Origin of the sequence: Pseudomonas sp. Marseille-Q1929, from assembly GCF_017316265.1 — a bacterium.
Classification (GTDB): domain Bacteria; phylum Pseudomonadota; class Gammaproteobacteria; order Pseudomonadales; family Pseudomonadaceae; genus Aquipseudomonas.
The window spans coordinates 1-19,139 of sequence record NZ_JAFLWU010000035.1; the positions used below are offsets into that span (position 1 = coordinate 1).

The window sequence follows — 19,139 nt, forward strand, 5'->3', positions numbered from 1 at the left end:
GCCTGTGAGATGGGGCGGCGTTGCGCCGCCCCCGCGGGGCCCCCCCCCCCCCGCCGCCCGCGTCCGGCAGTGGCGGGGGGCGGACCGGGGGGGCGGGGTGGGCCGGCGGGCTGTGCGGGGGGGGGAATTGGTGGGGGGTGGGGCGCGGGGCCGGGCCCCCGGTGTGGCGCCGGCGGTGTTCCAGGTCGACCTGGAACACCGCCGGCGCCACACCGGGGCCGACGCGCTTGAGGATCGCCTTGACCCGTGCCGCCACTTCCCGGGGGCTGAACGGCTTGACCACATAATCGTCGGCGCCAATCTCCAGGCCCACCACGCGGTCAATCTCACCGTCGCGGGCGCTGAGAAACATCACCGGCACTTCGCTGAAACGGCGCAGTTGCTTACAGGTTTCAAAGCCGGTGATGTCGGGCAGGCCGATGTCGAGGATGATCAGGTCGGCCGGGGCCTGGCGCTGATGGGCCAGCGCCTCCTGGCCGAGGCTCAGCCAGGTGGTGGTGAACCCCTCGCCTTGCAGGGCGAATATCAGCGTGTCGGCTATCGCCGCTTCGTCTTCGACAATCAGGATGTTGGGCATGGGGGTCTGTCAGCAGTCCGGTTTGTCCGCAGTGTAACGACGCGCTGGGTTCACCGCTGCGCCAAATTCACGCAGGGCCTTGGCGCCGATCAGCAGCGGGTAGTTGAAGCTGCTGCGGTCGGTGAGGTTGACCTCGACGGTGCGCTTGACGTTGCCCAGGCACATTTCCAGGTCGATCACCGGGCGCTTGGCCACGGTGGCCTCGTCCTTGTCGTCGTCTTCGTCGGCGCGGCTCTTGATCTTGCTGATGCGCGAGACTTTGTGCTCGTAGACCTTGTCGGACGCGTCCTTGCCGCCGAGGCGGAAGCGCACCCAGTCGTCGCCGTCACGCTGGAAGGTTTCGATGTTGCGCGCAGAGAGCGAGGCCGTCAGGGCGCCGGTGTCCATCTTGGCCTTGAAGGTTTCGCCGATCTCCGGCAATTGGATGTATTCGTAGCGACCGTAGAGGGTCGGTTCGGCGGCCATGACGGGCACGGCAACCAGGGCGAACGCAGCAAGTAACAGTTTCACGAAGGCATGTCCTCGGAAAGAAGTAGGCGGATTCTAGACCGCAAAAGCGCGGGTTAGTTAGCTCGTTCCTACGCTCCGCGTGGGAATGCCTCCTGTGACGCTCTGCGTCACGCCCACATTCGTCCAGCGCTTTGCGATTTGGCCTCTAGACTCACCTTGCTTATCATGGCCCGCCCACAAGAATCCAAGAGTTGCTTATGCGCCGCCTGCTCACCGGCTGTTTTGTCACCCTGCTGCTGTTGCTCAACACCCTGGTCCTGATCGGTCCGTTGATGGTGTTTGCCCTGCTCAAACTGGTCGCTCCCGGCCGCTCGCGCGACACCATGTCGTGGGCGGTGATGTGGATTGCAGAGACCTGGGCCGAGATCGACAAGCTGATTTTCGCGCGGTGCATCCCCACCCAATGGGACATTCGCGGTGGCGGCGACTTGCGCACCGACACGTCCTACCTGGTCATCAGCAATCACCAATCCTGGGTCGATATCCCCGCGCTGATCCAGGCCCTGAACCGGCGCACGCCGTTCTTCAAGTTCTTCCTGAAAAAAGAACTGATCTGGGTGCCCTTCCTCGGCTTGGCGTGGTGGGCGCTGGATTACCCGTTTATGAAACGCTACAGCAAGGCGTTCCTGGCCAAGCACCCGGAGCTGGCGGGGCAGGATTTGCAGATCACCAAACAGGCGTGCGAGCTGTTCAAGCGCCAGCCGGTGACGGTGGTCAATTATCTGGAAGGGACGCGATTTACAGAGGCAAAACGGGCGCAGCAGGCATCACCCTTTACCCACTTGCTCAAGCCCAAGGCGGGCGGCGTGGCGTTTGTGTTGGCGGCGATGGGTGAACAACTGGACGCGGTCCTCGATGTCACCGTGGTTTATCCACAGGAGAAGACGCCAGGGTTCTGGGACTTGATCAGCGGCGCAGTGCCGAAAGTGATCATTGATATCCGCACCCGCGAACTGGAACCGGCGTTGTGGCAAGGGGATTACGAGAACGATCCGGCGTTTCGCCAGACCGTCCAGAGCTGGGTGAACCAGCTCTGGAAAGTGAAGGACCTGCGTATTCAAGAGCTTTCAAATAAAAGCGTCGGGATCAGTCATCAATCCCAAGAGCCTTAGCGCTTTGAAACCAACGCTCAAGCGTTGGCACGTATGCTCTCCATCAGAGCTTTTCGTACCTGTTCAGGGTTGTTGGCCAAAGCACCACTGCCCACAAGGTCTTTTATCGCCCCTCGAACAGCCTCCAGGGTCTGCCCGGCATTTTCTCCGTTAGCGCTGGCGTCCAGGAACTTTTTAAGATTCGCAATTACATTGTCAGATTTGGCTTCCAGTGAACCTGACGCTTGCGACTTCAGGTACTGTGATTCAGTGGGTGAGACCTGTTTGGGTTTACCGTCCTTGCCCATCACAAAATCAATACCGTCGCGCGACGGCCCTAGGCCAGCGGGCCGTTCTTTTGCCATTTTGACCTGCTCTGTCTGGCCGTTCTTTCCCTTCACCAAATGCATAGCGTCGCTGGGCAACTCTTTGCCGGCCGGCCACTCTTTCGGCATGTTGACCTGTTCTGTCTGGCCGTTTTTTCCCTTCACCAAGTGCATAGCGTTGCTGGGCAACTCTTTGTCGGCTGGCCATTCTTTCGGCATTTTGACCTGCTCTGGCTGGCCGTTCTTACCCATCACAAAAGCAATACCGTCGCTGGGAAACTCTTTGTCGGCCGGCCATTCTTTCGCAACCTTATTGCTGCCAGAATCTTCAGGACGGACAAACTCCTGGAATTTTTGTAGCCCTTTCAGCAGGTTATCAACTGCCTTATCAGGATTCCTGCCATCAAGTACGGCCTTCAAGTCATGACGCAAGTCCTGCAGCAACCCCTCTGGCAGCCCCAAGCGTTGCGTTACATTTGCGTCAGGCTGGCCAGGCTTATTGCTCTGCGCCAGGTTACTGAGCTGGTTGTAAAGATTCTGCATCGTCATGTGAACAGCGTTCTGGGGGTTAAGAGATGTCATTAGGTTCACCACTGCGTTAGTTGATTTAACCTTTAACGATCACCGATCGTGATGCTGTAAAAGGTACTACTGCGTGGCCCTCTTAACTCCTACAGTTCCCCGCGGTTCGCCATAACTTATTGCTCCTTATTGCGCTGCGGCGCCCCCCCCTGAAGACACCGCCGCTATCACTGTAGGCGTTGCATACTTCAGGTAAGCACAGTCAACTGCCAGCACCCCACGCCTGGGCCAGCTTGCCCAGTACCGACTCGCTCGCCCCCTGACCACCCAGGTATTGCAGGATCACCGGCGCAAACTGGCCGATCATGCCGCTGTCCATGCCCAGGGCGCTGAATGCGGTGTTCAGGTCATTGGTGCTTTTCACATTGCCCAGCAGACCGTCCAGACCACTGGTCTTGCTGCCGCCCGCTTGGCCGAGCATCCCGCTCAAGGCCCCGAGGCTACCCAAGGCATTGTTGCCCGCCAGTTGGTCCAGGCCCGGCACGCTGCCGCCCAATTGCGAGTAGTCAGAGCCACTGAGTTTGTTCTTGGCCAGCCCCAGCATCGCGCCAGTGCCGCCGACGGCTTGTTCGGGGGTGATGTTGAGTTGGGAGGTCAAGGCGCTCAGCAGGCCAGCGGTCTGGGAACTCGGGGCTGCAGCCGCCGCCTTGTTGTTACCTTGGGCGCCGGAAACGGCATTGGCAACATCACCCAGGCTGAACCCTGCGGCGAACACCGGGCCGGCTGCTAGGGTCATCAGGCAGGAAAGGGCGAAACCGCGTGAAATCTTCATTGGAACAACCTCTGGATGTAGGAACTAAGAGCGGGCGTTTGACTGGCAATCCCGGAGGATTGTTCCCACATTGAGATGGGTTCAGAAAAGGCTGCATCCGAATCGTCCACCACCGCGTATATCCCTGCAGAACCGCCGGGAGTCGCATGGAATGAACGCACAAGTTGAACTACCCTTTGCCTACCGTGCGCAGTCCTGCCGCCCTCATTCGAGGGCCTGGAGAAGCCCTATTTCGACTCACGATGCAGACCCGTTGCGCGACCTGCTGGCCCAAACTGCCTCTGGCAATCGCCAGGCGTTCGAGGCGCTCTACCGCAGTGTTTCGCCGCGCTTGCACGGCGTCACCCTGCGGTTCATGGGGCGCCCGGACCTCGCCGAAGAGGTGTTGCAGGAAGCCTTTGTGCGCATCTGGTACAACGCCTCGCGCTACGAGGCCCACCTGGCGGCACCGATGACGTGGATGGTCAACATCACCCGCAACCTGGCCATCGACCAATTGCGCAAACGCCGCGAACAACCGCTGGCCGACGGCCAACAGGACGCCCTGCTCGACGATGGCCCCAGCGCCCACGAACAGCTCGACCGCGAACGTGGCGCCCATGCGCTGAACCGCTGCCTCGACAGCCTTGACGCCGTGCAACGCCAATCGATCAGTGTGGCGTACTTCAAGGGCCTGTCATGCACGGAGCTGGCTGAACACATGGCAGCGCCGTTGGGCTCGGTCAAATCCTGGATCCGTCGCGGCATGGAGCGCCTGCGCAGGTGCCTTGAATCATGAACTATCAGACCACCCCCCTGCGCCGCGCCCTCGCCGCCGACTATGCCATTGGGCTGATGCCAGCTACCGCCCGTCGGCGTTTTGACAGCCTGCTGCTGGAGGATGCGGCGCTACGCGTCGAACTCGGCCACTGGCAGGACGCCCTCGCCAGCCTGTCCGGCGGGCTACCGCAACACCCGGTGCCAGACCACGTGTGGGCAGGCATCCAGGCACGCATCGAGCCGCAAGTGCTGCATCTGCCGGTGAAGAAACCGGTGTGGCGCAATGTGCGCCTGCTGGCGGCCGCCTGCGCGGTGGGCGTGGCGCTATTGGTGGGCGTGTTGTACCCGCGCGATCCCGGCGTGACGTACAACGCCACCCTGCTCAACGCCAGCCAGCAGCCGGCGTTGCGGGTGCAGGCGGTGGGCGATCACCTGCAAATCGAGGCGCTGGCATTGACCGCTGTGGAGCCCGCGCGTGACCTGGAGCTGTGGGCAGTTCCCAGCGATGGCAAACCGATTTCCCTGGGCCTTGTACCGGCCAGTGGAAAAGGCCGGATTCAACTGAGCACGGCCCAGCAAGCCTTGCTCATCAAGCCGCTGACCCTGGCCGTCAGCCTGGAACCACGGGGCGGTTCGCCGACCGGCCAACCTACTGGCCCTGTGCTATATCAAGGCCAATTGGCATCACTTTAACGAAGATCACGGCCGATGGGCTCAGGAACCCATCGCCTCGCACAAGGTCCATAAATCAACTACAAAATTTGTCAGGAAGAGACCTATGACTACGATCGACCCCCAAGTGATTGAGTACAAGCCCTCGTTCTGGAACCGCCCACGTCTTTTCGTGGGTGCTTGTCTTGTGGTACTCGCCGGTGTCGGCGGCGCCCTGTACACCCAGGACTCGGTCAAATCCGCCGCCACCCTGGTGACCACGGCCCAGCAGCCTGCGGCGCAGATCATGGCCCACAAGGACTACCTGGAAGTGCAACCGATTGCCGCCAGCGCCGTTGCGCCAGACCAGAGCCTGGAACTGTGGGCGATCCCCGAGGACGGCGTGCCGGTGTCCCTTGGCCTGTTGCCAGAAGATGGCAAAGGCATCATCGGCCTCAACCCGCGCCAACAGGAAACCATCAAAAAGCCGGTAGCGCTGATGGTGAGTTCGGAAACCAAAGGCGGCTCGGTGAGCAAACAGCCGACGGGGCCGACGGTGTACCAAGGCGCATTGGCCATTCGCTGATACACAACGCGTGCGTCGCAGGTTATTCCGATAATTGACGTTCAGTGCATACGGAACTGAACCCGCCTCACAGCCCACCCAAGGCAGCCTCTTCGCTAACCCGTAGCGTGGAGGCTCAGCCATAAAACAAGGAGCTGTGAGGTTTATGATCGGATTAATACCCAACTTTTTTGCGGTGCTCGGCGCCCTCGGCAGCCAGCAATCACCCGCGCCTGCCTCCCAAAGCATCACGACCAGCCAATGCCCGGCCACTGGCAGTATTCGCTCAGTGCCCTATACCGACCCGGATATCCCTTCCCCCTTCGGCGACGGTTACCAATACACCGTCACCGCCAACGGCAAGACATGGGTGGGGCAAACTGCCGGGACTGACGACGACTACCTGGGCAAGGAGTACGAACTCCAGCCCGAACAGATCCACGAACGGGACGGCAGGATTTATTGCGACTACGGCGGTAAGGCCGTGAACAAAAACGGCGTGACCTCAACCCCCTATCTGCGGCTCTCAACACCGAAATGACCGGCAAAAAAAAGCGACCTTTCGGTCGCTTTTTTTTCAGACGCTAAGGGTTACGCCGCGCTGAACAGCCTGTGCGGATCAATCACAAACTTCTTCGGCACACCGGCATCAAATTCGCCGTAGCCTTTTGGCGCTTGATCCAGGCTGATCACCTCCACGCCAACGATGTCAGCGATGTTGATACGATCCCACATGATCGCCTGCATCAGCTGGCGGTTGTACTTCATCACCGGCGTCTGGCCGGTGTGGAAGCTGTGGGACTTGGCCCAGCCCAGGCCAAAGCGAATGCTCAGGCTGCCCATCTTCGCGGCGGCATCCACAGCACCTGGATCTTCGGTCACGTACAGGCCAGGGATACCAATCTTGCCCGCCACGCGCACCACACCCATCAACGAGTTGAGCACGGTGGCCGGCGCTTCGGCCTTGACGCCGTCATGCCCGTGGCCGCGGGCTTCGAAGCCTACGCAGTCCACTGCGCAGTCCACTTCCGGCTCGCCCAGCAAAGCAGCGATCTGCTCGTGCAGCGGCGTGTCCTGGGACAGGTCGGCAATTTCAAAACCCTGGGCCTTGGCGTGAGCCAGGCGGATCGGGTTGACGTCGCCGATAATCACCACGGCCGCACCCAACAGGCGAGCAGACGCGGCAGCGGCCAGGCCGACCGGGCCGGCACCGGCGATGTAGACGGTGCTGCCAGGGCCAACGCCCGCAGTCACGGCGCCGTGGTAACCGGTGGGCAGAATGTCGGAGAGGCACGTCAGGTCACGGATTTTTTCCATGGCCTTGTCGCGGTCCGGCAGTTTCAGCAGGTTGAAGTCAGCGTATGGCACCAGCACGTACTCGGCTTGGCCGCCGGTCCAGTCGCCCATGTCGACGTAGCCGTAGGCACCGCCCGGGCGGGCCGGGTTGACGCTCAAGCACACGCCGGTGTGTTGTTCTTTGCAGGAGCGGCACAGACCGCAGGCGACGTTGAACGGCACCGAGACCAGGTCGCCGATTTTCAGGTTTTCGACGCCGCTGCCCATCTCGATCACTTCGCCGGTGATCTCATGACCGAGCACCAGGCCGACCTGGGCAGTGGTGCGGCCGCGCACCATGTGTTGGTCGGAGCCGCAGATATTGGTGGAGACCACGCGCAGGATGACGCCGTGCTCAATCTTCCTGCCACGGGGGTCCTGCATTTTGGGATAGTCGATTTTCTGTACTTCGACCTTGCCGTTGCCGAGATACACGACACCACGATTACCAGACATGCTTTCACCTCGCTGTTGTTTTTATGGAACCGCGTTGCCCGTTGGTTGGGCAGCGCGTTTAAGTGCTCGGGTTACAGATGCTGTTTTTGCGTTGTTTGTCAGGGCCTCATCGCAGGCAAGCCAGCTCCCACATTTGATCGGGTTCACACGGCCAAACATGTGGGAGCGGGCTTGCCCGCGATAGCGATCTAAAGAACGACCGTGCGATTGGCGTTGAGAAACACCCGCCGCTCAATGTGATACCCAACGGCCCGGGCCAACGTCAGCCCTTCAATATCCCGCCCCTTGGCAATCAAATCTTCGGGATAGTGGCTGTGATCCACCACCTCCACGCCCTGGGCGATGATCGGGCCTTCATCCAGATCGTTGTTGATGTAATGCGCCGTGGCGCCGACCAATTTCACACCCTTGTTGTACGCCTGATGATACGGCTTCGCGCCCTTGAACCCAGGCAACAACGAGTGGTGAATGTTGATGGCCTTTCCATCAAGTTTGCGGCACAGCTCCGGCGACAGCACTTGCATGTAGCGCGCAAGGATCACCAGTTCGGCGCCGGTGTCTTCCACCACCTGCCACACCTGACGTTCCTGTGAAGGTTTGTCGTTGGGGTCGAGGGGGAAATGGTAGTAGGGAATCTGGTGCCAGTCGGCCAACGGTTTCAGATCGGGGTGGTTGGACACCACCGCGACCACGTCCATCGACAGTTGGCCGATGCGCTGGCGATACAGCAGGTCGTTGAGGCAGTGATCGGCCTTGGAGACCATGATCACCACTTTTGGCCGGTAGTTCGGCGCCGTTAGCTCGAAGATCATGCCGAAGGCTTCACCCCGCGTGGCCAGGCCGTCGCGGAAACCCTGCTCGTCAAAACCGTCGGGCTGGCGGAACTCCACGCGGATGAAGAACCGGCCGGAAAGCCGGTCATCAAACGAGTGGTGCTCGGTAACGTAGCAGCCCTGCTCGAACAGGTAGCGGGTGACCGCGTCCACCGTGCCGAGCACGCTGGGGCAGTCGGCGGTCAAAATCCATGTATCAGGTGCGCGGCTCATGGGTCATTCCTCAGGCTTGGACACTCAGGCCGAATTCGGCAGAGGCATCCTGCAACCACAACCACCAGTAGTCCGAGAAGCTGCGACGAATCAGCAGCTCCCACGTGTCTTCAGCCGTGTGGCGGATCACCAGTTGCGACTTGGCGAACACCGTGCCCACCGCCTTGCCCACCGGGAAGTTGTCGGGGTGCACGTCGTAGCTGGTGGACTTCATCAGCACATCGCGTACGTTCGGCCCGCTCAGTTCAAGGATCTGCTGGCCGCCGCTGACGTTGACGATCTGGATATGCAACTCACCCAGGGCGTCACGCAGCTTTTGTTCGGCGGCGAATTCTTCACCGCTGGGCACGATGAGCAACCACTCATCCGGGCCGAGCCATTGCAGGCTGGTGTCGCCTTTGACGATCACGGTCAGGGCGCTTGGCAGTTCGATGCCGAGGGCCTTGTGTACGCCGGCGGCGAAGGCTGCATCATGGCCGTCGCCACGGATGGTCAGGTGGCCCAGGAGTTTCTTTTCGCGCACGGTCACGCCGGCGTTCTTGCGGCCCTTGCCGACCAGGCTGGCGAGGTCGGCATGGTGCAGCGACGACTCGGCCTTGGCCCCGGTGGTTGGGCGTTGTTGGTACACATTGGCTGCTGTCATAAAGCACCTGTTCTGAATGCTGTGGTGTCTGTTCTGGCCTCATCGCGGGCAAGCCCGGCTCCCACAGGGGAATGCATTCCAAATGTGGGAGCTGGCTTGCCTGCGATGCAGGCGACGCGGTCCATCAGATGTTCTGGCGATCGCCTTTCGGGTCAAAGAACACCGAAGACACAATCTCCGCCTCGATCACGCTGCCATCCGCCTGCGGTGAGAACACCCGCTCGCCAATGCGCTTCAAGCCGCCCTTCACCACGCCCATCGCAAACGAATAACCGAGGGAGTTGTGCGCATAGCTGGAAGTGACGTGACCAACCATCTTCATCGGGATCGACTGCTTCGGATCGAACACCAACTGCGCGCCTTCCGGCAGCCACACTTTCGGATCGACCGGCTTCAAGCCCACCAGTTGCTTACGCTCTTCACGCACGCAGTCTTCACGGTTCATGCCGCGCCAGCCGATCCACGAGAACGGTTTAGTGCGGCCGACGCACCAACCCATGTTCAGGTCGTCCGGGGTCATCGAGCCGTCGGTGTCCTGGCCGACGATGATGAAGCCCTTCTCGGCCCGCAGCACGTGCATGGTTTCGGTGCCGTACGGGGTCAGGTTGTACTTCTTGCCGGCGTCGACGATTTTTTCCAGCACGCCCATGGCGTAGTCGGCCTGCACGTTGACTTCGTACGACAGCTCACCGGTAAACGAAATCCGGAACACCCGCGCCGGTACGCCGCCGACCAAGCCTTCTTTCCAGGTCATGAACGGGAAGCCGTCCTTGTCCAGGTCGATGTCGGTGACTTCCGCCAGCAGCTTGCGGCTGTTGGGGCCAGACAGGGTCATGGTGGCCCAGTGGTCGGTGACCGAGGTGAAGTACACCTTGAGGTCTGGCCACTCGGTCTGTTGGTAGATTTCCAGCCACTGGAGTACGCGGGCTGCGCCGCCGGTGGTGGTGGTCATCAGGAAGTGGTTGTCGGCGAGGCAGGCGGTCACGCCGTCGTCGAAGACCATGCCGTCTTCCTTGCACATCAAACCGTAGCGCGCCTTGCCCACGTCGAGCTTGGTCCAGGCGTTGGTGTAGATGCGGTTGAGGAACTCGCGGGCATCCGGGCCCTGGATGTCGATCTTGCCGAGGGTGGACGCATCCAGCAGGCCGACGCTGTCGCGCACGGCCAGGCATTCGCGTTTCACCGCGGCGTGCAGGTCTTCACCGTTGCGCGGGAAGTACCACGGGCGTTTCCACTGGCCGACGTCTTCAAACTCGGCGCCGTTCTTCACGTGCCAGGCTTGCAGCGCGGTGTAACGGACGGGTTCGAAGATGTGCCCACAGTGACGACCGGCTACGGCGCCAAAGGTCACCGGCGTGTAGTTCGGGCGGAACATGGTGGTGCCCATCTGCGGGATGGTCACGTTCAACGAACGGGCGGCAATCGCCAGGCCGTTGACGTTACCCAGCTTGCCCTGGTCGGTACCAAAGCCCAGCGCGGTGTAGCGCTTGACGTGCTCGACCGACTCGAAACCTTCGCGGGTCGCCAGTTCGATGGCAGCGGCGGTCACGTCGTTTTGCAGGTCGACGAATTGCTTCGGTGCGCGTGCGGTTGGCTTGTCGTGCGGGACTTGGTAGATCGCCAGCGTCGGCTCTTCCAGACGGCTCAAGGCTTTTGGCAGAGTGCCTTCCACTGGGGCAAAACCGGCTTCACTGGCCGCGCGCACGCCGCCTTCAAAACCATCGGCGAGGGAGTCACCGAGGCCGTAGACGCCATTGATGCCACCCACGCACACACGTTTCTGCGGTGCTTCACCCGGTACAAAACCGAGGATCTCTTCACGCCAGGTCGGCTTGCCGCCCAGGTGCGAGGCCAAGTGGACCACCGGGCTGTAGCCGCCGGAGCTGGCCACCAGGTCGCAGTCCAGCCACTCGCCGGGGCTGGTGACTTTGTGTGCCTTGACGTCAATCGCAGCAACGCGAGCAGCGGTCACACGCTTGGTGCCACGGGCTTCGACCACGGCGCTGCCGGTGAGGATACGAATGCCTTTGGCGCGGGCTTCTTCAACCAATGCGCCGCGTGGGCTGTGGCGTACGTCAGCGACGGCGACCACTTGCAGGCCCGCATCCAACCAATCCAGCGCAACACGGTAGGCATGGTCGTTGTTGGTCGACAGCACCAGCTTCTTGCCCGGTGCCACGCCGTAGCGACGCACGTAGGTCGACACTGCACCGGCGAGCATGTTGCCCGGCACATCGTTGTTGCCGTAAACCAGCGGGCGTTCACACGCACCGGTCGCCAGTACCACACGCTTGGCGCGCACGCGGTGGATACGCTGGCGCACCACGCCAATCGGCGCACGGTCACCGAGGTGGTCGGTGAGGCGTTCGTGAATGGTCAGGAAGTTATGGTCGTGGTAGCCGTTGACGGTGGCGCGGGGCAGCAGCACCACGTCGGGCAGGGCTTTCAGTTCAGCAATGACGCTGGCGACCCATTCCGCCGCCGGCTTGCCGTCGAGGCTTTCACGGGAATCGAGCAGCGAGCCGCCGAACTCTTCCTGCTCGTCGGCGATGATCACGCGGGCACCGCTGCGGGCGGCAGCCAATGCGGCAGCGAGACCGGCGGGGCCTGCGCCGACCACCAGCACGTCGCAGTGACGGTTGAAGTTATCGTAGGTGTCCGGGTCGTTCTCGGTCGGCGAGCGGCCAAGGCCGGCTGCTTTACGAATGTACTTCTCGTACGTCATCCAGAACGACTGCGGGTACATAAAGGTTTTGTAATAGAAACCCGGCGGCATCAGCTTGCCGCCGACTTTGCCAAGGATGCCCATCACGTCGGTGTTGACGTTCGGCCAGCCGTTGGTGCTGGTGGCGACCAGGCCTTGGTACAGCGCCTGTTGCGTGGCGCGCACGTTGGGGATCTGGGTGGCTTCGGTAGCGCCGATCTGCAACACGGCGTTCGGTTCTTCGGCGCCGGCGGCAAAGATGCCGCGAGGACGCGAATACTTGAAGCTGCGGCCGATGATATCGACGCCGTTGGCCAACAGGGCTGCGGCGAGGGTGTCGCCTTCAAAGCCCTTGTAGGTCTGGCCGTTGAAGGTAAACGTCAGGACTTTGTTACGGTCGATCCGGCCACCGTTGGACAGGCGATTGGTCTGGCTCATACCTTCTCTCCAGAGGCCTTGGCGGTGAATTGTGGCTTCTCACCGATCTTGTAGGTTTCAAGAATTTCGTAGGTCAGGGTGTCGCGGGTCGCGTTGAAGTACTGGCGGCAACCGGCGGCGTGAATCCACAGTTCGTGGTGCAGGCCGCGCGGGTTGTCGCGGAAGAACATGTAGTCGCCCCACTGCTCATCGGTGCAGGTATTCGGGTCCAGCGGGCGCGGGATGTGCGCTTGGCCGGACGCGTGGAATTCCTCTTCGGAGCGCAGTTCGCCACAGTGAGGACAGAAGATATGCAACATAGGAAATTTCTCCTGTTAGTGGGCGACGGCCGCAGCGCCGTGTTCGTCGATCAACGCACCGTTGTGGAAACGGTCGATGGAGAAAGGTGCCGCCAACGGGTGCATTTCACCCTTGGCCAGGCTGGCGGCAAACACGTTGCCTGAGCCCGGTGTGGCCTTGAAGCCACCGGTGCCCCAACCGCAGTTGAAGAACATGTTCGGTACCGGGGTCTTGGAGATGATCGGGCACGCATCCGGCGTGGTGTCGACGATGCCGCCCCACTGACGGTTCATGCGCACGCGCGACAGCACCGGGAACATTTCGACGATAGCCTGGATGGTGTGTTCGATCACCGGGTACGAACCACGCTGGCCGTAGCCGTTGTAGCCATCGATACCGGCGCCGATCACCAGGTCGCCCTTGTCGGACTGGCTGATGTAACCGTGCACGGCGTTGGACATGATCACGCTGTCGATAATCGGCTTGATCGGCTCCGACACCAACGCTTGCAGCGGGTGGGATTCGATCGGCAGGCGGAAGCCCGCGAGCGAGGCCATGTGCCCGGAGTTACCGGCCGTGACCACACCGACGCGCTTGGCGCCGATAAAGCCCTTGTTGGTTTCCACGCCGATGCATACACCGTTTTCCTTGCGGAAGCCGATCACTTCGGTCTGCTGGATCAAGTCCACGCCAAGGGCGTCGGCAGCACGGGCAAAGCCCCACGCCACGGCATCGTGACGGGCCACGCCGCCGCGCCGTTGCACGGTGGCGCCAAGGACCGGGTAGCGGGTGTTCTTCGAGCAATCGAGGTACGGGATCTCGTCCGCAACCTGCTTGGCGTTGAGCAGCTCGCCGTCGACGCCGTTGAGGCGGTTGGCACTCACGCGGCGCTCGGAATCACGGATGTCTTGCAGGGTGTGGCACAGGTTGTAGACGCCACGCTGGGAGAACATCACGTTGTAGTTCAGGTCCTGGGACAGGCCTTCCCACAGTTTCATCGCGTGTTCGTACAGGTGCGCCGACTCGTCCCACAGGTAGTTGGAACGTACGATGGTGGTGTTGCGCGCGGTGTTACCGCCGCCCAGCCAGCCTTTCTCGACCACGGCCACGTTGGTGATGCCGTGCTCCTTGGCCAGGTAGTAGGCGGTCGCCAGACCATGCCCGCCGCCGCCGACGATGACCACGTCGTAGACCTTCTTGGGGGTCGGCGTGCGCCACATCTTCTGCCAGTTTTCGTGGTGGCTGAGGGAGTGCTTGAAGAGGCCGAAGCCCGAGTAGCGTTGCATAGTCATTACTCCAAAACCGCGCTCAGCGATAAACCGGGAAATCAGCGCACAGGGCAGACACGTGCTCTGCCACGTTGGCCTCGACATCGGCGTCGCCGAGGTTGTCGAGGATGTCGCAGATCCAGCCAGCCAGTTCGATGCACTGCGGCACTTTGAAACCACGCGTGGTCACCGCCGGGGTGCCGATGCGCAGGCCCGAGGTCACGAACGGCGACTGCGGGTCATTCGGCACGGCGTTCTTGTTGACGGTGATGTGGGCGCGGCCGAGGGCGGCGTCCGCCTCTTTGCCGGTGAGGCCCTGACGGATCAGGCTGACCAGGAACAGGTGGTTATCGGTACCGCCGGACACCACGTCATACCCGCGCTTGATGAACACCTCGGCCATGGCCTGGGCGTTGTCGATCACTTGCTGCTGGTACGCCTTGAAGCCTGGCTCCAGCGCTTCCTTGAAGCACACGGCCTTGCCGGCGATGACGTGCATCAGCGGGCCGCCCTGGGCACCGGGGAACACGGCAGCGTTGAGTTTCTTTTCGATCTCTTCGTTGGCCTTGGCCAGGATCAAGCCGCCCCGTGGACCGCGCAGGGTCTTGTGGGTGGTGGTGGTGACCACGTCGGCATACGGCAGCGGGTTCGGGTACAGGCCAGCGGCAACCAGGCCGGCGACGTGGGCCATGTCGACGAACAGCAGCGCGCCTACCTTGTCGGCGATGGCGCGGAAGCGTGGGAAGTCCAGGGTCTTGGAGTAGGCAGAGAAACCGGCCACGACCATTTTCGGCTTGTGCTCGACGGCCAGGCGCTCGACTTCGTCGTAGTCGATCAGGCCGGTGTCGGTGTTGATGCCGTATTGCACCGCGTTGTACAGCTTGCCCGAGGACGACACTTTGGCGCCGTGGGTCAGGTGACCGCCGTGGGCCAGGCTCATGCCGAGGATGGTGTCGCCGGCATTGATCAGCGCCAGGTACACCGCGCTGTTGGCCGAGGAACCGGAGTGCGGCTGCACGTTGGCGTAGTCGGCGCCGAACAGCTGCTTGGCGCGCTCGATGGCCAGGGCCTCGACTTTATCCACATGCTCGCAACCACCGTAGTAGCGCTTGCCCGGGTAGCCTTCGGCGTATTTGTTGGTGAGGCCGCTGCCTTGCGCTTCCATCACACGTTTGCTGGTGTAGTTCTCTGACGCGATCAGCTCGATATGATCTTCCTGGCGCTGCTCCTCGGCGTTCATGGCCGCCAGCAGTGCGTCGTCATATCCCTGGATCTGGTCTTGTTTGCTGAACATCGCGTCTCTCCCAGCCTTTCGTATTGTTGAGGCCCGGTGCAGGGCCCTTTGATGCGATGGTAGGGCTGGCGCTGGTAGATCAAATGCCTACGCACGCCACGCAAAGGTGCGTTTACGACATTGCCGGAATATTGTGCACCGCCCCCTGTGGGAGCTGGCTTGCCTGCGATGGCATCGCCTCGGTGCAACTGACACACCGAGGTGCCTGCATCGCAGGCAAGCCAGCTCCCACAGGGGTTAGGCGATGATCTTGCGGATGAGTAGCAGCAATAGGAAATGCAGTGGATACAGGCTATACGCCCAGCGCCGCATAGCGGGTGGAGACACACTTTGGGCATGTCGCAACAAGAACACCCCCGCCAATGGCGCAATCAGGCATGCGGCCAACCCCAACTTCGCCACCAGCGTGTCGCTATTGAGCAGAACCTGCCATTGATTGGCCGCCACACACACCAACCCCGGCAATACGCTGAAATACCAGGGACGGCTGAACACCAGCAACAGTGCCAGCGGCAGTAATACGCCGAAAAAACCGAACATCAACTGAGCGGAAAACACCCCGGCTATCGCGACGGAAATCAGCGCCAATCCTCGATCAAAAAGCGTCTTCTGCTGCCATCCTCGTGCAACCAGCAGGCCCAGCGCCAAGGTCGGCAATACGTTCAACGTATCGGCATCGTCGATAAACATCCGATACGGCACCTCACTGATCATGCTGAACAGCAGCAGCCAACCCAGGTAACGCCAACTGACCGCAGCGTTTTTCACCCGGTGCAGGTTCGCCGCAATCGCCAGGCAAAACCACGGAAACGCCAGGCGCCCCGGTACATACAGGCCATCCAGGCTCAACCCGACATAGCGCAGGTGATCGAGCACCATGCACAGCAGCGCCAGCCATTTGAGCAAGTCCAAAGCGCCATCTCGGACAGGTCCGACAGGCAAGGTGTGAGTAGCGTGCATAATTCCCCAACGACTTTACATTTACAGTGCGTGCGCACCCCCGACAATCTTGGTTACAGTGCGCACCAACATCGACCACAGGAATGGGCCATGACCGACAAGAGCCAACAATTCGCCAGCGACAACTATTCCGGCATCTGCCCGGAAGCCTGGGCCGCCATGGAACAAGCCAACCAGGGCCATCAACGTGCCTACGGTGACGATGAATGGACCCACCGCGCCGCCGACGGTTTCCGCAACCTGTTTGAAACCGACTGCGAAGTGTTCTTCGCCTTCAACGGCACCGCCGCCAACTCCCTGGCGCTGTCCTCGCTGTGCCAGAGCTACCATAGCGTGATTTGCTCGGAAACGGCCCACGTCGAGACCGACGAATGCGGCGCGCCGGAGTTTTTCTCCAACGGTTCCAAGCTGCTCACCGCCCGCACTGAAAACGGCAAGCTGACCCCGGAGTCGATCCGCGAGATCGCCCTCAAGCGCCAGGACATCCACTACCCCAAACCCCGCGTGGTCACCCTGACCCAGGCCACGGAAGTCGGCAGCGTGTACACCCCCGACGAAATCCGCGCCATCAGCGCCACCTGCAAAGAGCTGGGGCTGAACCTGCACATGGACGGCGCGCGCTTCTCCAACGCCTGCGCGTTCCTTGGCTGCTCGCCGGCCGACCTGACCTGGAAAGCCGGCGTCGACGTGCTGTGCTTTGGCGGCACCAAGAACGGCATGGCCGTGGGTGAGGCGATCCTGTTCTTCAACCACAAACTGGCCGAAGACTTCGACTACCGCTGCAAACAGGCCGGCCAACTGGCGTCGAAAATGCGCTTCCTGTCTGCCCCGTGGGTGGGCCTGCTGGAAAACGACGCCTGGCTCAAACACGCACGCCACGCCAACCATTGCGCGCAACTGCTGAGCAGCCTGGTAGCCGACATTCCGGGCGTAGAGCTGATGTTCCCGGTGCAAGCCAACGGCGTGTTCCTGCAACTCTCGGAACCGGCGATTGCCGCGCTGACGGCCAAGGGCTGGCGCTTCTACACCTTCATCGGCAAAGGCGGCGCGCGCTTCATGTGTGCGTGGGATACCGAGGAAGAGCGCGTAAGAGAACTGGCGGCGGATATTCGGAAAGTGATGGGCGCCTGATACTGGCGCAATGCCGAGTCTGTTATTTGATATTTCTGACAGCAGCGCACTGCATTTTCATTGACTAGCCTCTTGGAACCCGGAAGGAAAAGGCCGCTGCAGCGGCCACCTTTCGGGCCCAACTGCCTGCCGAACCATCGGCCGGAAACGGAAATCCAGCAGAGAGCGAAACCATGGAATATCAAAGCAACGGCAATACCCTGCAAAACGACGACACTGTCAGCACCACCGTCATCGACTGGGATGAGTTCAGGAAATCCGCCAAAGTCGGCGACACCATCCGCGAGCCATCCAGGACACTGCGGATCTACGATAAAGTCTATGAATTGACAGCATCAGGCCAGCATTTCGTCGTGCACATCTACGCCCAGTAACCACCCCACGCATGTGGGAGCTGGCTTGCCTGCGATAGCGGAGCATCAGAACCTTATAGGTAGCTGACACACCGCTATCGCAGGCAAGCCAGCTCCCACATTGGACTGCGCTCGCGGTTAGAACTCGATGCGTACGTCGCCTTTGGGCACGCTGCAGCACGACAGGATGTAACCCTCGGCTTCGTCTTCCTCGGTGATCCCGCCGTTGTGTTCCATCTCGACTTCGCCGCCCAGCTTCATCACCTTGCACGTCCCGCAGATCCCCATGCCGCAGGCTTTCGGGATCAACAGGCCAAGCTTGGCCGCCGCCGCGTGCACGGTTTCGCCGGGGGCGACGCGAATGCTTTTGCCCGAGGCAATGAATTCCACCTGGTGCAGATCCGCCAGATCGACTTCCGGCGCATCGGCGGCCTGTTCGGCTTGTTCCACCGCATCGGCACGGGCTTCCGGTGGCGTCGCGCCGAAGGATTCCTCGTGATAACGCGCCATGTCGAAACCGGCAACTTCCAGCAAGCGCTTCACCGCATTCATGTACGGCGTCGGCCCGCAGCAGAACACTTCGCGCTCCAGGAAGTCCGGCACCATCAATTCCAGCATCTTGTGGTTCAGGTAGCCGCGATAACCCGCCCAAGGTTCACCCAGGCCGTGTTTTTCACAGATCAGGTGCAGGCTGAAGTTGTCGATGCGCGACGCCATGTGCTCCAGCTCGCGGTGGTAGATGATGTCCTTGGGCGAGCGGGCGCTGTGGATAAACGTCATGTCGACGTTGGCGTTGGTGTCGTAGAACCAGCGCGCCATGGACATCACCGGGGTGATCCCCACGCCGCCGCTGAGGTACAGCACTTTCGGGCTTGGGAAGTCGATGGCGTTGAACAACCCCACCGGCCCGTGCACCGCCAGCTCCTGGCCTTCGTGCAACGTGTCATGCAACCAGTTGGACACCTTGCCGCCCGGCACACGCTTGATCGTCACCGAGAAGCTGTAGGGCACCGACGGCGAGCTGGAAATAGTGTACGACCGCATGATCGGCTGGCCTTCGATTTCCAGCTCCAGGGTGACGAACTGCCCCGGTTTGAAAAAGAACAGGATCGGCTGATCAGCCATAAAACAGAAGGTGCGCACGTCCCAGGTTTCCTGGATGACTTTGACGCAACGGACAATGTGCCGACCATTGGCCCAGGTCTGGGTGGTTACCGGATTCAGGAAATTGTTAGACATGTTGTTCTCCACCGCCGACGTCGGCCTTATGGTGGCGATTCTGCGTAACGCCGGATTCGCCCATTTACCTATCTGCGACATTCACATACTTATCGCGACCAGGCCCCAACTACCTAGGGTTGCGCGTCGGGATCAGATTGGGCCATGTCGCCCATGGATA

The 19,139-nt window shown here is 61.3% G+C and carries 20 protein-coding genes; 7 read left to right on the top strand and 13 right to left on the bottom strand.

Annotated features, from left to right (window positions below):
* Positions 1-577: response regulator (locus J1G37_RS25570; RefSeq protein WP_242551734.1), on the bottom strand; the 577-nt coding region annotated here is incomplete at its 3' end.
* Between the two features lie 9 nt (positions 578-586).
* Positions 587-1,087 carry an ATP-dependent zinc protease gene (locus J1G37_RS25575; RefSeq protein ID WP_124527179.1) on the bottom strand — a complete coding sequence of 167 codons (501 nt, stop codon included), beginning with the start codon at positions 1,085-1,087 and terminating at the stop codon, positions 587-589.
* A 197-nt stretch (positions 1,088-1,284) separates the two neighbouring features.
* On the opposite strand from J1G37_RS25575, the gene J1G37_RS25580 reads away from it, so the two are divergent.
* Positions 1,285-2,199, top strand: a complete 915-nt coding sequence (locus tag J1G37_RS25580; RefSeq protein WP_207046231.1) for an acyltransferase — start codon at positions 1,285-1,287, stop codon at positions 2,197-2,199.
* A 17-nt stretch (positions 2,200-2,216) separates the two neighbouring features.
* Here the strand turns inward: J1G37_RS25580 and J1G37_RS25585 are convergent, their stop codons facing one another.
* Both J1G37_RS25585 and J1G37_RS25590 read right to left on the bottom strand, forming a co-directional pair.
* Positions 2,217-3,053 carry a hypothetical protein gene (locus tag J1G37_RS25585; RefSeq protein WP_207046233.1) on the bottom strand — a complete coding sequence of 279 codons (837 nt, stop codon included), beginning with the start codon at positions 3,051-3,053 and terminating at the stop codon, positions 2,217-2,219.
* 235 nt (positions 3,054-3,288) lie between these two features.
* Positions 3,289-3,858 carry a DUF2780 domain-containing protein gene (locus tag J1G37_RS25590; RefSeq protein WP_207046235.1) on the bottom strand — a complete coding sequence of 190 codons (570 nt, stop codon included), beginning with the start codon at positions 3,856-3,858 and terminating at the stop codon, positions 3,289-3,291.
* Positions 3,859-4,009: 151 nt separating this feature from the next.
* On the opposite strand from J1G37_RS25590, the gene J1G37_RS25595 reads away from it, so the two are divergent.
* The 4 genes from J1G37_RS25595 to J1G37_RS25610 all read left to right on the top strand — a co-directional run bounded on the left by J1G37_RS25595 (position 4,010) and on the right by J1G37_RS25610 (position 6,374).
* Positions 4,010-4,636 carry a sigma-70 family RNA polymerase sigma factor gene (locus tag J1G37_RS25595; protein WP_242551735.1) on the top strand — a complete coding sequence of 209 codons (627 nt, stop codon included), beginning with the start codon at positions 4,010-4,012 and terminating at the stop codon, positions 4,634-4,636.
* Positions 4,633-5,310, top strand: coding sequence for an anti-sigma factor (locus J1G37_RS25600; RefSeq protein WP_207046237.1), 678 nt, complete (start codon positions 4,633-4,635; stop codon positions 5,308-5,310). Before J1G37_RS25595 ends, J1G37_RS25600 begins: the two co-directional genes overlap by 4 nt.
* Before the next feature lie 85 nt (positions 5,311-5,395).
* Entirely contained in the window at positions 5,396-5,854 is a 459-nt protein-coding gene (locus tag J1G37_RS25605; protein WP_207046239.1) for an anti-sigma factor, read from the top strand.
* Positions 5,855-5,999: 145 nt separating this feature from the next.
* Positions 6,000-6,374: a hypothetical protein gene (locus tag J1G37_RS25610; RefSeq protein WP_207046241.1), complete on the top strand. Its 375-nt coding sequence runs from the start codon at positions 6,000-6,002 to the stop codon at positions 6,372-6,374.
* Between the two features lie 50 nt (positions 6,375-6,424).
* Here the strand turns inward: J1G37_RS25610 and fdhA are convergent, their stop codons facing one another.
* From fdhA to J1G37_RS25650, 8 genes are all read right to left on the bottom strand, one after another.
* On the bottom strand, positions 6,425-7,624 hold the full coding sequence (gene fdhA, locus J1G37_RS25615; protein WP_207046244.1) for a formaldehyde dehydrogenase, glutathione-independent: 1,200 nt from the start codon (positions 7,622-7,624) through the stop codon (positions 6,425-6,427).
* A 188-nt stretch (positions 7,625-7,812) separates the two neighbouring features.
* Positions 7,813-8,670 carry a formyltetrahydrofolate deformylase gene (gene purU, locus J1G37_RS25620; protein WP_016977808.1) on the bottom strand — a complete coding sequence of 286 codons (858 nt, stop codon included), beginning with the start codon at positions 8,668-8,670 and terminating at the stop codon, positions 7,813-7,815.
* 10 nt (positions 8,671-8,680) lie between these two features.
* On the bottom strand, positions 8,681-9,313 hold the full coding sequence (gene soxG / locus J1G37_RS25625; protein WP_017738447.1) for a sarcosine oxidase subunit gamma family protein: 633 nt from the start codon (positions 9,311-9,313) through the stop codon (positions 8,681-8,683).
* 124 nt (positions 9,314-9,437) lie between these two features.
* On the bottom strand, positions 9,438-12,455 hold the full coding sequence (locus tag J1G37_RS25630; protein ID WP_207046246.1) for a sarcosine oxidase subunit alpha: 3,018 nt from the start codon (positions 12,453-12,455) through the stop codon (positions 9,438-9,440).
* On the bottom strand, positions 12,452-12,754 hold the full coding sequence (locus J1G37_RS25635; protein ID WP_017738445.1) for a sarcosine oxidase subunit delta: 303 nt from the start codon (positions 12,752-12,754) through the stop codon (positions 12,452-12,454). Before J1G37_RS25635 ends, J1G37_RS25630 begins: the two co-directional genes overlap by 4 nt.
* A gap of 15 nt (positions 12,755-12,769) precedes the next feature.
* On the bottom strand, positions 12,770-14,020 hold the full coding sequence (locus J1G37_RS25640) for a sarcosine oxidase subunit beta (protein WP_010207084.1): 1,251 nt from the start codon (positions 14,018-14,020) through the stop codon (positions 12,770-12,772).
* 22 nt (positions 14,021-14,042) lie between these two features.
* A complete protein-coding gene (gene glyA / locus J1G37_RS25645) occupies positions 14,043-15,296 on the bottom strand; it encodes a serine hydroxymethyltransferase (RefSeq protein WP_207046248.1) in 1,254 nt (417 codons plus the stop codon).
* A 237-nt stretch (positions 15,297-15,533) separates the two neighbouring features.
* Positions 15,534-16,256 carry a TraX family protein gene (locus tag J1G37_RS25650; RefSeq protein ID WP_207046250.1) on the bottom strand — a complete coding sequence of 241 codons (723 nt, stop codon included), beginning with the start codon at positions 16,254-16,256 and terminating at the stop codon, positions 15,534-15,536.
* A gap of 90 nt (positions 16,257-16,346) precedes the next feature.
* Here J1G37_RS25650 and J1G37_RS25655 point away from each other — a divergent pair, with 90 nt between their 5' ends.
* Together J1G37_RS25655 and J1G37_RS25660 are read left to right on the top strand one after the other, a co-directional pair.
* On the top strand, positions 16,347-17,387 hold the full coding sequence (locus J1G37_RS25655; RefSeq protein WP_207046252.1) for a low specificity L-threonine aldolase: 1,041 nt from the start codon (positions 16,347-16,349) through the stop codon (positions 17,385-17,387).
* Positions 17,388-17,560: 173 nt separating this feature from the next.
* Positions 17,561-17,761 carry a hypothetical protein gene (locus J1G37_RS25660; protein WP_207046254.1) on the top strand — a complete coding sequence of 67 codons (201 nt, stop codon included), beginning with the start codon at positions 17,561-17,563 and terminating at the stop codon, positions 17,759-17,761.
* 117 nt (positions 17,762-17,878) lie between these two features.
* On the opposite strand, the gene gbcB is transcribed toward J1G37_RS25660, so the two are convergent.
* A complete protein-coding gene (gbcB, locus tag J1G37_RS25665; protein ID WP_124527192.1) occupies positions 17,879-18,979 on the bottom strand; it encodes a glycine-betaine demethylase subunit GbcB in 1,101 nt (366 codons plus the stop codon).
* Between the last annotated feature and the right edge of the window lie 160 nt (positions 18,980-19,139).

Bases quoted from the DNA above. Each gene is read 5' to 3' on its own strand.
- J1G37_RS25580 (WP_207046231.1), top strand. From the start codon at position 1,285: ATGCGCCGCCTGCTCACCGGCTGTTTTGTCACCCTGCTGCTGTTGCTC.
- J1G37_RS25585 (WP_207046233.1), bottom strand. From the start codon at position 3,053: ATGACGATGCAGAATCTTTACAACCAGCTCAGTAACCTGGCGCAGAGC.
- J1G37_RS25590 (WP_207046235.1), bottom strand. From the start codon at position 3,858: ATGAAGATTTCACGCGGTTTCGCCCTTTCCTGCCTGATGACCCTAGCA.
- J1G37_RS25595 (WP_242551735.1), top strand. From the start codon at position 4,010: ATGAACGCACAAGTTGAACTACCCTTTGCCTACCGTGCGCAGTCCTGC.
- J1G37_RS25600 (WP_207046237.1), top strand. From the start codon at position 4,633: ATGAACTATCAGACCACCCCCCTGCGCCGCGCCCTCGCCGCCGACTAT.
- J1G37_RS25605 (WP_207046239.1), top strand. From the start codon at position 5,396: ATGACTACGATCGACCCCCAAGTGATTGAGTACAAGCCCTCGTTCTGG.
- J1G37_RS25610 (WP_207046241.1), top strand. From the start codon at position 6,000: ATGATCGGATTAATACCCAACTTTTTTGCGGTGCTCGGCGCCCTCGGC.
- fdhA (WP_207046244.1), bottom strand. From the start codon at position 7,624: ATGTCTGGTAATCGTGGTGTCGTGTATCTCGGCAACGGCAAGGTCGAA.
- purU (WP_016977808.1), bottom strand. From the start codon at position 8,670: ATGAGCCGCGCACCTGATACATGGATTTTGACCGCCGACTGCCCCAGC.
- soxG (WP_017738447.1), bottom strand. From the start codon at position 9,313: ATGACAGCAGCCAATGTGTACCAACAACGCCCAACCACCGGGGCCAAG.
- J1G37_RS25630 (WP_207046246.1), bottom strand. From the start codon at position 12,455: ATGAGCCAGACCAATCGCCTGTCCAACGGTGGCCGGATCGACCGTAAC.
- J1G37_RS25635 (WP_017738445.1), bottom strand. From the start codon at position 12,754: ATGTTGCATATCTTCTGTCCTCACTGTGGCGAACTGCGCTCCGAAGAG.
- J1G37_RS25640 (WP_010207084.1), bottom strand. From the start codon at position 14,020: ATGCAACGCTACTCGGGCTTCGGCCTCTTCAAGCACTCCCTCAGCCAC.
- glyA (WP_207046248.1), bottom strand. From the start codon at position 15,296: ATGTTCAGCAAACAAGACCAGATCCAGGGATATGACGACGCACTGCTG.
- J1G37_RS25650 (WP_207046250.1), bottom strand. From the start codon at position 16,256: ATGCACGCTACTCACACCTTGCCTGTCGGACCTGTCCGAGATGGCGCT.
- J1G37_RS25655 (WP_207046252.1), top strand. From the start codon at position 16,347: ATGACCGACAAGAGCCAACAATTCGCCAGCGACAACTATTCCGGCATC.
- J1G37_RS25660 (WP_207046254.1), top strand. From the start codon at position 17,561: ATGGAATATCAAAGCAACGGCAATACCCTGCAAAACGACGACACTGTC.
- gbcB (WP_124527192.1), bottom strand. From the start codon at position 18,979: ATGTCTAACAATTTCCTGAATCCGGTAACCACCCAGACCTGGGCCAAT.